Source organism: Oscillibacter sp. PC13, assembly GCF_900115635.1.
Classification (GTDB): Bacteria; Bacillota; Clostridia; order Oscillospirales; family Oscillospiraceae; genus Oscillibacter.
The window spans coordinates 30,195-47,270 of sequence record NZ_FOXE01000002.1 but is presented as its reverse complement, the minus strand read 5'-3'; the positions used below and the strand labels follow the sequence as shown (position 1 = coordinate 47,270).

At 57.0% G+C, this 17,076-nt stretch carries 7 protein-coding genes and 2 riboswitches; all 7 genes read left to right on the top strand.

Going from position 1 to position 17,076, the window contains the following annotated elements; genetic code table 11:
- The first annotated feature begins 1 nt into the window (after position 1).
- The 7 genes from BMZ81_RS01170 (at position 2) to BMZ81_RS01140 (ending at position 16,709) form a co-directional block, all read left to right on the top strand.
- Positions 2-328: a hypothetical protein gene (locus tag BMZ81_RS01170; RefSeq protein ID WP_091127770.1), complete on the top strand. Its 327-nt coding sequence runs from the start codon at positions 2-4 to the stop codon at positions 326-328.
- Entirely contained in the window at positions 325-870 is a 546-nt protein-coding gene (locus BMZ81_RS01165) for a DUF4860 domain-containing protein (RefSeq protein WP_091127769.1), read from the top strand. Before BMZ81_RS01170 ends, BMZ81_RS01165 begins: the two co-directional genes overlap by 4 nt.
- Complete coding sequence (locus tag BMZ81_RS01160) at positions 867-1,295, top strand: hypothetical protein (RefSeq protein WP_091127768.1); 429 nt, start codon at positions 867-869, stop codon at positions 1,293-1,295. Before BMZ81_RS01165 ends, BMZ81_RS01160 begins: the two co-directional genes overlap by 4 nt.
- The gene (locus tag BMZ81_RS01155) at positions 1,288-1,719 is read left to right on the top strand and encodes a hypothetical protein (protein ID WP_091127767.1); all 432 of its coding nucleotides are present in this window, start codon (positions 1,288-1,290) and stop codon (positions 1,717-1,719) included. The genes BMZ81_RS01160 and BMZ81_RS01155 overlap by 8 nt, the downstream gene beginning before the upstream one ends.
- Positions 1,720-1,735: 16 nt before the next feature.
- On the top strand, positions 1,736-2,794 hold the full coding sequence (locus tag BMZ81_RS01150; RefSeq protein WP_091127766.1) for a type IV pilus twitching motility protein PilT: 1,059 nt from the start codon (positions 1,736-1,738) through the stop codon (positions 2,792-2,794).
- 234 nt (positions 2,795-3,028) lie between these two features.
- A complete protein-coding gene (locus BMZ81_RS01145) occupies positions 3,029-3,490 on the top strand; it encodes a hypothetical protein (protein ID WP_091127765.1) in 462 nt (153 codons plus the stop codon).
- A 47-nt stretch (positions 3,491-3,537) separates the two neighbouring features.
- A riboswitch (cyclic di-GMP riboswitch) is annotated at positions 3,538-3,655 on the top strand.
- A gap of 40 nt (positions 3,656-3,695) precedes the next feature.
- Positions 3,696-16,709, top strand: a complete 13,014-nt coding sequence (locus BMZ81_RS01140) for a SpaA isopeptide-forming pilin-related protein (protein WP_143072719.1) — start codon at positions 3,696-3,698, stop codon at positions 16,707-16,709.
- A gap of 277 nt (positions 16,710-16,986) precedes the next feature.
- A riboswitch (cyclic di-GMP riboswitch) is annotated at positions 16,987-17,073 on the top strand.
- The last annotated feature ends 3 nt before the right edge of the window (positions 17,074-17,076 follow it).

Here is a 17,076-nt window from a genome sequence, read left to right as displayed (position 1 = left end):
CATGAGGCGAAAGAAACAGAATCGGAGAAGCTCCCTGCTGCCGGGGCTTCTGCTGCCAGCTGTATCGATGGCAGTGCTGCTGTGTTTTATCACCGCTCTCACCAATTTGAAGAGCGGCCAGGAAGCGGAAGGGAAACGCCAGCTGGAGAATGCCATCCGACAGGCCGCAGTGGCATGCTATGCCGTGGAAGGAATCTATCCGCCGGATCTGACCTACCTGGAGGAATACTACGGTATTCAGATGGATGGAAAACGCTATACCGTATACTACGACGTATTTGCCTCCAATCTGATGCCGGACATTACGGTACTGGAAAACGAAACATGAAGAATCTGCGACAAAAACATCATATGGATGGCCTGACGGCACTGCTGCTGTTCGGCGTATTTGCTGTGTGCATCCTGTCCGTGCTGCTGCTGGGAGTGGATGCCTACCGACGGCTGACAGAACGGGATCAAACGACTTTTGACCGCCGTACGGCTGTTCAATATCTCGCGACAAAGGTGCGGCAGGCGGATACGGCCGGAGCAGTGACGGTCACATCTTTTGACGGCGCTGTGCCGCCGGGGGAAAGCGGAACCCAGTCCGCCAGCGGTGACACACTGCTTCTAACGGAAAACATTGAGGGGACCCCTTACTGTACCCGGATCTATTATTATGATGGGTATATCAGGGAAGTGTTCGGCGAATGTGGGGTGGAGATGCTCCCGGAAGACGGCGAGAAAATCCTGGAGGCCCGGGGGCTGCTTTTTGACTGGGATTTTGACGGTTCCTCTGCCGGCCCCTTGCAAATAGAATTCATTGCTGCCGACGGCACACAGGAACGCCTGATTCTGACCTTGCGCAGCGGAGGGGAGGCGATGCCATGAAAAGCAAAGCACCGCTCGCTTTGATGGAGCAGCTGGTGATGGTGCTGGTGGTCGCCCTGGCGGCGGCACTGTGTCTGCAGGCATTTACCTTAGCGGATCAGACCTCCCGCCGGAATGCGGAACGGGGGCGGGCACTCACGCAGGCCCAGAACGCAGTGGAAATGCTGAAGAATGTTCACGGAGACTTTGAAGAGGCCGCCCGCCTGTACGGCGGCACCTGGAACGGACTGATGTGGGGCTGGTCCCTGGATGAGGACTGGGGGATTGCAGACGGCACAGTTCCTCTGGCGTATCATGTTTTGGTGACGCCCACAGACAGTGCTGTTCCGCTGCTGGGTACAGCGGATGTCAGTGTATATACGGCAGATGGTGAGCAGCTGTGCAGTTTGCCGGCAGCTTGGCAGGAGGTGGACAGCGATGCGTGAGGAACGGCATTTTTCTCCACCGGCCGCAGGCGGCAGTTCTCTGCTGGCAATATTTGCAGTTCTGTGCCTGACGGTATTCGCCATGCTGAGCTTATCCACCGTTCAGGCGGACGGAAGGCTGGCCGATGCTTCGGCTGAGGCTGTTTCGGCATACTACGCCGCAGACTGTCTGGCGGAAGAAATTCTGGCCCGTCTACGGAGTGGGGAGTTGCCGGCAGATGTAATACAAACACATGAACCCGACGGAGATACCTATTCCTATACCTGCCCGGTTTCAGACACCCAAATGCTGGAGGTGGAGGTTCGCCTGCATGACACGGACTGGACGGTTCTGCGCTGGCAGACAGTGTCTACAGCCGATTGGCAGGCAGAGGATACGCTGGACTTGTGGGACGGGGATCCAGTGGCAGAGTTGGGCACATAACGAGGAGGACGGAGCTATGGCAGAAGTGCTGGAATATTTAGAAAGAGCGGTGGCGGATCACGCTTCCGATCTCTTTATTGTAGCCGGCGGTTTGGTGAGTGAAAAAGCAGAAGGGCATATCCGCCCCATCAGCTCCGAAAAGGCGTTTCCGCCGGAGACGGAACACCTCATCCATCATATTTATGATCTGGCAGGCCGCTCTATGGAGCGTTACCGCACTACCGGAGACGATGACTTCTCCTTCGCCGTGCCCGGACTGGCCCGATTTCGGGTAAATGCCTACCGCCAGCGGGGTTCCCTGGCTGCGGTGGTGCGGGTGGTGGCCTTTGAAATCCCGGACTGGCGGACGCTTCGCATTCCGGAGGCAGTGATGGATCTGGCGGATGTTGCCCATGGTATGGTTCTGGTCACCGGCACCGCCGGCAGCGGAAAGTCCACCACACAGGCCTGTGTGATTGATCGCATCAACCGAACCAGGGAGGCGCATATCATCACATTGGAGGATCCGATTGAGTTTTTGCACCGGGATCAAAAGAGTATCGTCAGCCAACGTGAGATTGCCATTGATACGGTGGACTATCTCTCCGCGCTGCGTGCTTGCCTGCGGCAGGCTCCGGATGTGATTTTACTGGGGGAGATGCGGGATCACGATACCATCCGTACAGCCATGACGGCTGCGGAGACGGGACACCTGCTGATCGCTACCCTGCACACCAAAGGGGCCGTAAACACCATCGACCGGATTATCGACTCCTTTCCTCCCGCCCAGCAGGCGCAAGTCCGTGTGCAGCTGAGCATGGTGCTACATACGGTGGTTTCCCAGCAGCTGCTCCCGGACCGGGACGGCGGTTTGGTGCCGGCCTACGAGCTGATGCACCTCAATGGAGCAATTCGCAGTATGATTCGGGATAGCAAGACACACCAGATTGCAAATGCCATTGCCGCGGGAAGCGGGGAAGGAATGATCTCCATGGACCAGTCCATTTTGGCACTGTATCAGACGGGACAAATCACGCGGGACACCGCGCTGGACTATGCGGATAACCCTGAACAATTGCATCGCCGTATTGGATAAATTTGACTTTGTCTCTAGCGGCGCCCGTTCGGTGAATTCCGGACGGGCGTTGTCACATTTTGGCGGATATCGGACAGAAACGAAGTTATTGTGTGATTTTAACAAAATACCGATCGAAAAATTGGAAAAAATTGAATGAGAAATTTGTATCTGATTTTGGAAAATGTAACCGCTTTTGTAACCGCTAAATGATATACTGCACATGTAAATTGTGAGGAAGGGGGTGATCCCTGGATGCAAAGCAAAATGCGGGGGAATGCGTACAGAACCACAGTGGTATGTGTGGACGCCTGTAAAGACGGTGAGCTGCTTGGCCGATTGTATAATCCGTATCTGGAAAATGGCGAGATATTTCGGAGTTTGATGCAGTTTTTCTTGAAAATGGAAGATCTGCTGGACAGTATGGAATTTCCACAGTCCTTCACTGCCGCGCGGGCATTTACAGCACCTTCAGCACAAAGGGCGGCGGTTCCGCCGGATCCGGAGCCTCAGGAGGGAAAATGCGGCACCTTTGCCGTGCGCGTGATCTTCCGGCAAAATGCCAGCTGGCAGGGATCCGTAACCTGGCTGGAAGGAGGACGCGAGGAGAGTTTCCGCAGTGCATTGGAGTTGGTTCTATTGATGGACAGTGCATTGAATGGCACGAAGTCAGACTTACAGAAGAGAGATTCCTCTTCTGCATCATGCGGGGCATGATGCCAAAAACTTTATCACCTGCGCGGTGGGGAGACCGCGTAAAGAAATGACTGTAACGGCAAACCGGGGGAAACCCCGGGACGCAAAGCAAGGGAGCTAAGATGGCAAAGCCGCCTGCAAGACCGCGGAGGGAGAATACGCCATTATGCCAGCCCAGCTGCCAGACGTTTCGATCTTCAATTGTAGGATCTGAAAGGAGAACGAAATGATGGCAAAAACAAAATTTACCAAAAAGAAAGCACTGTCGCTGTTTATGGCGTTTGTCATGACCTTCAGCCTGCTGCCGCTCAACGTACTGGCAGACAGTACGTCCAAAGTGGAGATTTCTGTTGGTGAGAGCGTACAGCTCCAAGGTATTAAGAACAGCGCCAACGGTGAGCACGAGTGGTCTGTTGGAGATGACAGCATTGTCTCTTTCGATGAGGAGACAGGCGTTGTCACTGGCTTGATGGCCGGTGAGACCACTATCACCCATACGTATTATGTGGAAAAGACTGTCGGCATCATTGACAGTATCATTGGCGGCGGTAAGGTGGAGCCTGTGGAGCCCGCCGAGCCGACGGAGCCCGAGACTCCAGTTGACCCTGAGACTCCGGCCGACCCCGAGGCTCCGGTGGAGCCAGAGACCCCCGCCGAGCCTGAAACTCCGGCGGAGCCGACAGAGCCGGGGACTCCCACCGAGCCTGCCGAAGAGCCGGAGACTCCTGATGTGACGGAGCCCAGCGAGCCGGAGACTCCCAGCGAGCCTTCTGAGCCTTCTGATCCCAGCGAGCCTGCGGACACAGACAGCGGAACGGAGGATTCTGACAGCACAGACAGCACGGAAGCCCCTGCTGTTGGCAGCGGCATGCTGAGCGGTCTGCTGATTTTCAACGATCCTGCCGAGGGCGGCGATTCTTCTGATCCTTCTGAGCCCAGCGAGCCCTCTGAGCCCAGCGAGCCTTCTGAGCCCAGTGAGCCTTCTGAGCCCAGCGAGCCGACAGGCCCGGTTGATCCCGTCGACCCTGTCGATCCGGTTGATCCCGTCGATCCCGTCGATCCGGTTGACCCGGTTGATCCCGTCGACCCTGTCGATCCGGTTGACCCGGTTGATCCCGTCGACCCTGTCGATCCGGTTGACCCGGTTGATCCTGTCGACCCCGTTGATCCGGTTGAGCCCACAGAGCCCGAAAAGCCCTCCGGTGGCTCTTCCGGCGGCAACCTGGTGGTTGTCGGCGACGAGGAAGTGGAATATGAGGCCCGCACCCAGACCTGGACCATCACCGTGACCGGTGAGGAGCCCGTGCTGACCGGTAATTCCACGTACGACGGCGTCCGGGTGGACGTGGCCGTGTACGAAGGGACGTTTGCAGAGACACCAGCCTCCGTGTCCATCAAGCCCGTGGTGCCGGAGGAAACTTCCCTGCTGAAGAGCCTCCTGGGCAAGAGCGTGGAGGATGAGGATACTGCCGACGTGCCCTTGGAGCAGGTGAAGGAAGTCCTGGAGCGGGATATTGCGGAAGTGACGGCGGAGACCCCTGTGGTGGCCTTTGACATTACCTTCCTGGATGCGGACGGCAACGAGATGCAGCCTGACGGTCAACCTCCCGTTGAGGTGAAGTTTTCCGTCGTGAAGTCCAGCTCCGACCTCCTCTCCGAGGATACCCAGCTGCAGGTTTATCATGTGGACAGCGACGCCTCCAAGGCGGAGCCCGTGCCCACGGAGACCGTGGATGACACCACCGCCAAAGCGGAGGCAGAGCAATTCTCCATCTACGCGGTGCTGCCCACGCCGGACGCTCCCCGCACCACTACATATCAGTTCTATGTGAACAATGTTTTGCAGGAAGGCGCCACCCAGATTGTAAAAGAGGGCGACACGTTGCTGGAGCCGGAAGCGCCCGCTCCCGCGACGGAGGGCGAGATTTTTGCCGGCTGGTACACCGCTGAGACCGAGGGCGAGCTGTTTGACGGCTTCGGTACGGTTGGCGCAATTGCCGCCACGGGCACAGTCAATCTGTACGCCCGGTTTGGCGAGGCCTATTATGTGTTCTACATGGATGACACCGGCGACGATGCCCGGGTCATTCACACGGAGCCCTATGCCGGAACTGCCACGGCAGAGATTTCCTCTGCATATCCCATCGTTTCCACTCCGGGGGGCTATGCCAACACCGGATGGAGCGAGACAAAGGGCGGCGAGGCTGCCGTCACCAGCCTGGCGATGAACGAGCAGGACCACACCCTGTACCCCATCATTAAGTCCGGCTGCTGGCTGCGGTTTGACTCCCAGGGCGGCACTTCCGTGGATTCCCAGTTTGTCATCAGCGGCGCCAATTCCGTGGAGCCGGCTGCTCCCACAATGGCGGGTTATACCTTTGACGGCTGGTACACAGCGGCTGAGGGCGGAACTCCGTACACCTTTGGAAGAACCCTGGCAGCCGACACCACGGTGTACGCCCATTGGACGGCGACAGAGGTCAGCTACACCGTGGTGTACTGGAAGGAAAATGCTGACGACGATGAGTATCTGATGGCTGAAACGGTTACGCAGCGCGGTTATGCCGGAGCGACCACCGCGGTCGCGCCCTCTTCCAATCGGTATAGCGGGTTCCATCTGAGCGAGGATAAGACGATTGCACAGCAGACGATTGCTGGGGACGGCACCACCGTGGTGCACGTTTATTATGACCGCAATCTCTATCAGGTTAAATTTTACGCGTATGAGGAACATGAGCACACATGGACAGATTGGAAGTGGGTAAGCGGGTTCCCCCGTGGCCACTATGAGTACACCGGCGGCTGCTATGGCACCGGCTGGCACCGGGAAAATGATACGATCTGCGGCCAATCAGATGGTTGGGCGGAAATCACCGGCCTCACCATTTCTGCCAAGTATGAGCAGGATATCAGCGCGCTGTGGCCCAGCCGCCGCGGAGCAGTGTCCGGCGTGGATTCCAAATACTTGACTCCTCTGTGGAAAATTAGCCAGAGCGGTTCTACAACTCAAAGTGGTATCGGTGCGATGCCCTTGGGCGGCGATGAGTTTTACTTCAAGGAATACAGCGGGAAGTATACCATGCGCACCGAATTCTATCTGGAAAATTTGAACGGGCAATATGTATTGGCCTATCAAGAGGACTTCAAAGATGATAGTAATGGGTGGACGACAACAACCAACGACTATTACGACATCAAGGGATTTACGGTCAACTGGCAAAAGAGCGATGCAGTAGGTTCCAAAGCCACGAATCAGGGCAACAATCTTTACAAATGGATGTTCTATTACGACCGCCTCTCCTACAATGTGGAGTTCCACAACGGCGGAAGAATCGACGCCACCAAGACATACAAGTACGAGGCTGACATCAGCGGCGCAGGATACACGCCGATGGCTCCGGCTGACAAGGCGGATTGGACGTTTGTTGGCTGGTACACGAATGAGGACGGCTACGGCGATCCTTACAGCTTTGACGGCAAAACCATGCCTGCTGGTAACATTGTTCTCTACGCCAAGTGGGCGCCTGTCACCTATACCGTCTCCTTCGAGCTGAACGGCGGTACAGATACCGGCGACTACAGCAATCAGGTGAAGGAGCCGGGCGACAAGGCCAGTAAGCCCGCCGATCCCGAGCGGGAGGGTTATACCTTCGCCGGCTGGACGGTGAACGGCAAGCCCTATGACTTTGAGCAGGGCGTCACCGCCGATATTGAGCTGGTGGCCCAGTGGATCAGCAAAGCGTCCTATCAGGTGACGTATTCCGCCAACGGCGGATCCGGCACGATCCCCACGGATGGCAGGAAGTATGTCATCGGCGCGTATGCCCAGGTGGCAGGAGCTGATGGCCTGACCGGGCCGGTGAATGCCGACGGCACCAACAAGGTCTTCCTGGAGTGGAACACCGCGGCAAACGGCAGCGGTACCTCTTATCAGCCCGGTGATAAGATTGAGATCACCGGCGACATGGCCCTGTATGCCATTTGGGGCGACATTGCCCAGAAGACCCAGCTGACCTATGTGGATAACTTCACCGGGTCTGCTGCAAAGGTCACCCGGACGGAGATTGCAAACAACGGCCAGGTGGTGCTGGAAGACATTGCCGATATTGGCTTCTCCCACGACGGCTATACGTTTAAGGGCTGGTACCTGGACGCGGCTTGCAGTGAAGGCAAGGCAGTGACCAAGGTTCAGGTGGACACCGCCGATCAAACGACCAAGAACTTTGTCTACGCCAAATGGGAGAAGAACTACGGCGATCCGATTTATACCGGCGTGGATTTCCGGGTCTATAAGGTTGATGAGAACGGCGCTCCCCTGCCCAATGTGTCCTTTACGCTGAACAGCGAGACTGTGACCACAGGTGCCGACGGCTATGCCCGCTTTGAAAACGTCATGAACGGCCAGGCCGGATCCAACTCCAGCGTGAGCCTGACACTGACGGAGACAAAGCCCGACGATTATAAGCAGGCCGGTCCCTGGACAGTGGAATTGACCCGCAACAAGGGCGAGGATACGCTGAAAGACAACCAGTTCCATGAGAGCTGGAGATGGACGGTGACCGGCGTAAAGCAGGGTGGTTCTTCCGTCGGAAATCTTTACACACCCGCCAACGGCGGCACACCCGCAACACTGAAGGTTACCAACATCCGCGACAAGGGCAATTTGACCATTGAAAAGCGCATCTATATTGATGAGTGGGCCAATGTCCCCGCGGATTACACGGTGACGATTTCCTACGGCAGCGGCACCGTCACCTTCGGCAAGACTGCCGGTACCGGCGTGGATGACGTGTTTGCGTCTGAGGACGGGTACTATGTTGCCAGCAAGACGGTTCCCAGCCTGAACACCGGCAGTTACACCATCAGCGAGACCCGGCCTGCGATTACCGGCTATACCAACGGCACCACCAGCATTGACGGCGGTACGGCGAGTTCCGCGGCTGCTGTTCAGAATACTGTGGAGCTGGCGACTGCGGGCAAGACCGTGGTGGTGGAGAACACCTACACCCGCGACACCCACAGCCTGACCGTTACCAAGGATGTGACGTGGAATTCCACATACAGCCAGGCTCCCAATGAAAACGATACCTTCACCTTTGAAGTGGTGGTCGGCAGCGGCGCCAGCCTGGAAAAGCAGACTGTCAGCGGAAACGCTGTCACCTATGCAGGCGGCACCACCGGCGCAAAGTATGAATTTACTTTGAAGGATAGCGAAACCTTTACCGTCAGCGGCGTGCCCTACGGCTATGCTTACACGGTGAAGGAGACCGGCAAGACCAACGGCAACGGCGGCACCTACGGCGCTGCCAAGTACACCGTCGGATCCAGCACGGGTACAGCGCCCGTTTCCGGAAGCATGGGAACTGCCAATATCTCCGTAGGTGTGGAGAACCCCTACTTCAAGTCCAAGACGACATCCTTCATCGTGAATAAGGATTGGGCGCAAGGCGGCCGCAAGGCGGACAATGTCACCGTCCAGCTGAAGCAGGGCACCAGTAATTACAAGAGCGCGGAGACGCTGTCTTCCACCAACAGCTGGACCAAGACCTGGACTGACCTGCCGCTGTATTATCAGGACGCGCAGGGGAGCTACCTGCCCTATACCTACAGCGTGGAAGAGACCGGCGTGGCCGGCGCGACGCTGAAGGACGGCCGGTTCGTGCTTTACGGCACGGCGGTAGCGGCGAATGGCGACAAGGAAGTCATCGGCTGCTGGGTGGCCACCACGACGAAGAACAGCGATAACAACTACACCATCCTCAACACCTGGTATCCCGCGACGAAGGTGCCCGATGGCACGCTGACCGTGAAGAAGCAGAACGGCGCAACCGGCAGCTACCTCACCGGCGCGGCCTTCACTCTGACGCAGGTGGGCGGTACGTACAGCGACAGTAAGACCATCACTGACGCCGATGCGGGCATCCTCTTTACCGGCCTGGAGGACGGCACGTATACCCTGACTGAGACCACGGCTCCCAACGGCTATGAGCCCATCACCGCGGCCAACCAGAACGACTTCACCTGGACCGTGACCGTGAAGCAGGGCGAACTGAAGTCCGTCGCCGCTCCTTCCACCGGCAACATCTTCCAGAACTTCTGGAACTGGATTGTCGACAGGGTGTCCGGCGGAAAGGACAACAACGCCGTTTTGGACGGCAGCGTTGTGACCGTGAAGAACGTCCCCATCGTCAGCGGCCTGACCAAGCAGGTCTGGGCGGAGCGGTATACCGCAAGCAGCTTTGACGCCAGTGCTTACACGGATTCCACCAAGTGGGGCGGCAGCGCATCCTGGCTGGACCTGCCGGCCAATACCCAGAACGTGACGGCCCTGTTCAAGGTCACCGTCACCGGCACTTTCGGCGCAAGCTATGAAGTGAACGACACCATGACCATCGGCGGCCAGAATGCAGCCACCCTGGTCAGCAATAACGCCAGCGGCACCATTCCTGCCGGCGGCAGCGTGGACCTCTACTACACGGCGGTGATCCCGGTGGCCGTCACCGAAACCGGTGAGACTTATACCAACACCGCTTCCATGACGGGTCTGCCCGACGCCTCCGCCACGGTGACGGTGGGCAAGGACGATTACGGCACCACCAGCATCACACTGAACAAGGCATGGACCCACACCTGGATCCATGGTGAAAACAGCAGCACCAACAAGAACCTGCTGGATACCGTCACCTTCCAGCTGGAGCGGAAGACTGCCGACACGGCGTATACCGCTGTGACGGCGGCGGATCTCGCCGGCGTGACGGTGACCGGCGGCAGCATCAATGCGGACGGTACGCTGACTGTCACCACAACGGACGGCACTGCCGGCACCATCACGCTGACCGGCCTGCGGACTACTGACGATGATCTGAACGCCTACACCTACCAGGTAGTGGAGACTGCCATCAACGGCACGGCTTTCACCGGCGGCAAGGCGATGGGTTACACCCAGGACGGCCCCAAGACCATCAGCGGCAGTTCCGCAACCATCACCAATACCTACGCGCCCACGATTTTGTCCACAGTGGACGGCACCAAGGCCGGCTTCACCGTGCGCAAGGTGGAAAACGGCACCCTGATTACCTCTGCTCCTGCCGAGTTTACTCTGACCGGAGTAGGCGCCAAGTGGACGACGACGGACGGCACTGAGAACGGCACACCTACCGGCACCACGAGCTTTGCCGATCTGACCGACGGTACCTATACCCTGACAGAGACTGAGGCCCCCACTGGCTTTGTGAAGAGCGGCAGCAGCTGGACCATTGTGGTCGGTAAGGACGTGCTGGTTTACAGTGAGCCCAACGCGAACAACGAGATCACGGTGACCCAGAACTACTCCATCACCAGCATCACCGGCAGCAAGGATACTGCGGCGAATCAGGACTACGTCATCGACGGACAGACCATCACGGTGAAAAATGACCGCCAGCAGCACAGCCTGACGGTGGTCAAGAACGTGACCTGGCCGACCGCCACCAGCTACGCTCCCAACGCAAATGATCACTTCACCTTTACGGTGACCATTGGCGCGGGCAGCACGCCCGCCACCGAGGTGACCGGCACCGCGATTGACAACGCTGGAAAGACGGACGCCACCTATCTAGTGACCTTGGCAGGCAAGCGGAACGGCACTGGCAGCGAGCAGCTGGTTATCACTGGCATCCCCTACGGCGCGGCATATTCTGTGACTGAATCCGGGAAAACCAATACTGACGGCGGCACCTACGGCGATGCTAAGTACACCGTCGGCAGCGATGCCCCAAGCACAACACCCGTTTCCGGAGACATGGGCCTTACCGATGTTTCTGTGGGTGTGGAGAACCCGTACTTCAAGTCTCAGAACGCATCTGGCATTACCGTGACGAAGAGTTGGAAAGACAGCGACGGTAATCAGTTGGATACGAGCAAAGTCGACAACATGCCCGCAAGCGTGACGGTTCTTGTCAAAGCGAACGGCACCAGAGTTGTTCGGACGCTGACGCTGACTGCGGCTGATAACTGGACGCAGATTATCCGGGATCTGCCCCTGTACGACGCAGCTCAGCAGGAGATCACCTACACCGTCGAAGAGACCAAGATCGGCAATGAGACCATCGGCACCGACGGCCGGGTGATTTATAGCAGAGACGGCACAGAAATCACGGATACGACAACTACAGAGAAACCCGTATCCCATGTCTGGGTGTACGCAAACGAGAGTGGTGTCGGCAAGACCGGTCCCTTCACCGTCAGCAACACCTATTACAAGTCCCTGAACGAGGACGATGCCACCCTGAAGATTCTTAAGGTGAATCGTGAGGACAGCACCATCGGAATCAACGGCGCCCACTTCGTGCTGTACAAGGCGGATGGTACCACCATTGTGAACCAGGGCGATACTGCTGCAGACGGCAACACCAATGGCGTGCTGACCTTCGGCAATCTGGGTGCAGGCAGCTATATCCTGAAGGAGACTTCCACTCCCAGCGGCTATGCGCCGATTACGGCAGGCAGCGAACCCACCTGGAACGTGACCATCCAGGAAGGCGGTCTCGTGAAGGTGGAAGAAACTGCAGCGGGCAGCAACATTTTCAAGAATTTCTGGAACTGGCTTACCAGTACGGCAACCGGCGCTTCCAACGGAAGCTATGACGAGACGACCAAGACATTGACCGTCACGGCACAGAACAGCCCCGTTGTTACTGGTATCACCAAGCAGGTCTACCAGGGCGTCTACACGGATACCACTCTGAATCCCGCTGACAGCAAGTACACTGTGGCGGGCGCTTGGAACGACAGCTATACCAAGACGGACTTCACGGCGGATGTGACCTCCGCAAGCTTCCTGTTCAAGGTCACTGTCACCGGCGGCATCGGCGCGGAATTCACCGTGACCGATACCACGCCCAACGCGACCGCGCTTGAGGTGGTCTATCCCACCAGCGGCGTGACGGTCAACGGCACCACCGTGACCGGAAGTATTCCCGTAAGCAGCACGGCCATCACCAACAGCATGGATCTGTACTATGTGGTGACGGTTCCCGTGAACAACGTATCTGCTACGTTCACCAATACCGCAACGGAGACTGTCAGCAGCTTGACGGACACTGCGGCTGTGACCGTGAAGGTGACGGCGGAGAAACTGGATGCCGGCGTCAAGTACTTCAAGGAAACCGGATATTCCACCGGCGTGTACGAGGAAGTTACGGCGGACACGGTCAGCAACATCCCACTGAACTACGGCGAGTCCATCGCTGCCAGCACTTACAGCGATAAGACCTATGACAGCTATGCCTATAATGAGACCAAGACCAACGCTGAGGGTAAAACCACGGTGACCTATCAGCAGGCATATGCCGCCAGCACCACGCAGTATCTGGAGCTGTATTACAGCATGGAAATGCCCACCGGTGACTTTACGGCCACCAAGACGTGGGACCACACAGCCACCGTCAGCGGCAAGACCTACACCAATCCCAACGCGTCCAACCTGTCTGACGTGACCTTCCAGCTGCAGCGCAAGACCAGCACCACGGGGTGGGCAAACGCTGGTACAATCGGCGGCCAGGCAGACACCAAAACTCTGGGCGAAGGCGGCGTCACGGAAGCTGTGACATGGAACGATTTGCCCCTGTATGTGGAAAACCAGAACGTTGCGTACAGCTACCGGGTGGTGGAAGTGACCGCACCCAGCGGCTACACTGCAGACACCACAAACGCAGAGTTCGTTCCGGATACCGCGACAGCGGCAGAGAACGATTACAAGGCGGGTGTCTTGAACGAGTACACTCCCAACCCCGCACCGGATGAAGATGATGAAACCGCAAGTCTCACCGTTCTCAAGACGGACGGCGGCAGCAAGATGCTGGCCGGCGCAGTGTTTACACTGGAAAAGGCGGGCGGCGGCGCTGTAACCGGCACCACCGGCGACGGCAAGAGCGGCACAACCTTGGGTGCATACACCTTCAACGGTCTGACCAACGGCACCTACACCCTGACGGAAACCACACCTCCTTCTGGTTACAACAAGAGCCAGAGCACCTGGACCATTGTGGTGGATTACGAGCTGACCGGCAGTGAAACAGTGCACAAAGTACACTATATCAGCACGGATGCCGACGCCATGACCGGCAGCAAGGATTCCGACAGTGCAAATAAGGATTACGAGATTCTCAACACTGCGGCGGAACAGTCCATCACCGTTTACAACAGCCGGAAGGTCGGCAGCCTGGTCATCAGCAAAACGGCTGTCAACACTGCCGCACCAGAAGCAGATGCAGCAAACCATGTGTTTAAGTTCATCATCACTGCACCTGCCGGCACAGATTTGATCAAGAGCTATACAGCGGTCAGCTCTGTACCTGGTACCGCGAACCAGACCGTGACCTTCAACGCTGCAGGCGTTTCCAATGAGTTGACCATCACGGGCAGCGGCAGCCTCACCATTGCAGGCCTGCCCACCAGCGACGGCTACGGTGCTGGAGCCACGGCGAACTACACCGTGACTGAGCTGTATGCGGACGCTGTAATCGATGGTTACAGCCTGGGTGTTACTGGCGGCGTCAAGAACGACACAACTGGAAACTATGACGCATCCATTACCCTGGCAGAGGGGACTGCGGCCGACAACACGGCGGCATTCACCAACACCTATGTAAAGGGCGGTGCCCAGGATGAGGCGACCTTCTATATCCTGAAGCTCTCCTCTGACGAGACAACGGATCACAACAAGGTACTGCCTGGTGCAATCTTCAAGGTATACACCACGGCTGACTGCAATGGTACTCCGGTCGCAACCACTGAGGCCACAGATGTCAACGGCGAAACCACAGTGACTCTCAGCGACAGCGTGCTGGATGCAAATCCCTCCAGAGTTTTCTACCTGAAAGAGACCACGCCGCCTACCGGATACACGGCAGACGAAACCATCTGGAAGATCACGGTGGCAAAGCCTGATGGCGCTGACGCTGTGAAGCCCAATGTTACCTTGAGCACGGAGAAGAACAGCAACGGCTTCTTCTACGACATCTATCACTGGTTTGTCGGACTGGTGAGGGGCGATGACACCGCGGAGACCGGCTGGGACGGCGATCACTTCCAGGCAACGGGAGAAGTTCCGGCCCACGGCCAGCTGACCGTGTACAATGACCCCATCACCGATGTGGATTATGAGACCCGTGAGGAGCATGAAGACGACTTTATTTCCCTGCTGAAGGTCAGCAGTGTCGCTCCCAACGATCCCATTCTCAATGCCAATGCCACCTTTACCCTGACGAAGCAGGTGACGGAGGGTACGGTCCCCACCAAGACAGCGGCCACCAATCAGGGGACGCTTGCCGGTACGGGCCTGGCCCAGGTGAGCTTCACCCATGAGGAAACAGGTATCTGGGAGATCAGGGAAACTGCAGCTCCCACCGGATTTGTCCTGGACAGCACCACCGTTCGCGGTTACGTAAAGGTGGAGACCGTTCAGGTTGGCGCTCCCGCATGGGTGGAAAATGTGCTTGTTACCTATTACAAGACGGTGGCCACCATCTACACGGACGCTGACTGCGAGACTCCGGCTGCTCTGAATGAAGATGGCCAGCTGCCGGTGCAGAACACCCCCATCAACTATCAGCTGACCATCACCAAGAACGTAGAGACGGAGAATGCTACCCTGCTGCCGCAGTACAAGTTCAACGTGTACAAGAACGGCGAGAGCACGCCGTATCTTGTGACGGTTCCCATGGTTGGCAAGACTGGATCCTACACGATTTCCACTTCCAAGGAATCCTGGCTGACCGCCGGTACCTATCGGATCGAGGAGATTCTCAACGAAAACGGCAGCGGCATCGGCACAGACGTCAACTTTGCCCATGTGGGTGACTATCACATGGTAAGCGGCTATCCCACTTACGAAGGCGCGGATGGCACGGTGTTTGATTCCACCCAGAAGACAGTGACGTTGACGGAGGACCAGAGCAAGACCGCAATCTCCGCCGGCGTGACGGTCACCAACAAGTATGAGCACGACACCGGCACTCTGGAGATCACGAAGATCGTCAGTGGCCTGCTGGGCGCGGCGGAGGATACCGAGCACCCCTTCACCATCGTGCTGACCAATGATGCCACCAATGCAAAGACCGAGTACCCGGTGACGGTGCGTGGAAATGGCCGTGTGACCATCGGTGACACGGAGCAGACCACAATCACCCTGCCCACCGGAACCTACACGGCAAGTGAGAAGGACGCGGCGATTGAGAAATTCGGCGCACCCAGAACCACTTACGAGTACAAGACCAATGGAGTGGAGGACGAGACGGTTCGGATTGTGGTCGGCGTGGAAAGCCACCTGACGGTTACGAATGCCTATACCTATACTCCCCCCAAGCCCGAGGAATTGACCAAGGTCACCGGCAGTAAGGTCTGGGACGACGGCGGTGATGCAGACGGCCTGCGGCCTGAGAGCATCCGCGTTCAGCTGTTCTACGGCAGCACTGTCATCGATGAACAGGATGTGACCGGAGGCGCTTTCGAGTTCTCCTATGACGGTTATGAGTACGACGAGCCTGATAAGCTGTCTGTGAAGGAAGTCGGTTACACCGTAAAGAAGGACAATGGCATAAAGGAGTATATCCCCTTCAACAGCGATCCCGAAAAGGGCGATGTGATTACCGCGGTGCCTGGCTACAAAGTTCCAAGTTACGACGGCAACACCATCACCAATACCCACGAGCCGGAGACGGTCACCGTGAATGTGGAGAAGAAGTGGTCCAGCGGTTCCAAGCAGGAAGTGACCCTGTATCTGCTGGCCAATGGCACCCGGGTTGCCTCTGTGAAACTGGATGGCGAGCCAGACAATGTAGAGATTGAAAAGTGGAAGGCAAGCTTTGGAAGCTTCCACAAGAATGATGGCGGAAAGGCCATTGCCTACACTGTCACCGAAAAGAGCCTGGGTGGTGACTGGAGCTATAGCGTGAGAGACAGCGTCAGCGGCGATACCATCAGCTTTGTGGTTACCAACCGCTATGACGACGGCGATGATGGCGACGATGGATATCCCGAGGAGGAAATTCCGGATGAGGAGCCGCCGAAGGAGGAGTATCCCGACGAGGAGCCGCCCATTGAAATCCCTGACGAGGAGCCGCCCAAGGACGAGTACACCGAACCCACAAAGACCGGCGATAACTTGGCTGCGTGGATTTTGGCAGCTGGCGTATCCGGCATCGGCTTAGTGTGGCTGGCACTCTCCGGTAAAAAGCGGAAGGACGAGAATGCTGAGTAACATCTACCCCAACGCAGAGAGAAATATTTCTTAGCACCAAGTTTTAAACTGTGCCCCGGACAATTGTCCGGGGCACAGTTTTGCCCTAAAGGGAAGGTTACAATATGTTTGAAAATGCGCTTTTTGCAATAAATTATATATTTCGTATAAATGTTGCAATAAAAAATTGGTTGATTTTTTGGAAATGTTTGAAAGGAAAAAATGAAAATGTACCCATTTTTGTAACCGAACCGTGATATACTGCGCTTGTAAAAACGGATAGGTCAACAAAAAGAAATTACTGAAACGGCAAACCGTAGGGAAACCACGGGACGCAAAGCTAGGGAGCTAAAGCGCAAAACGCCATGCCAGCCCAGCTGCCACGGAT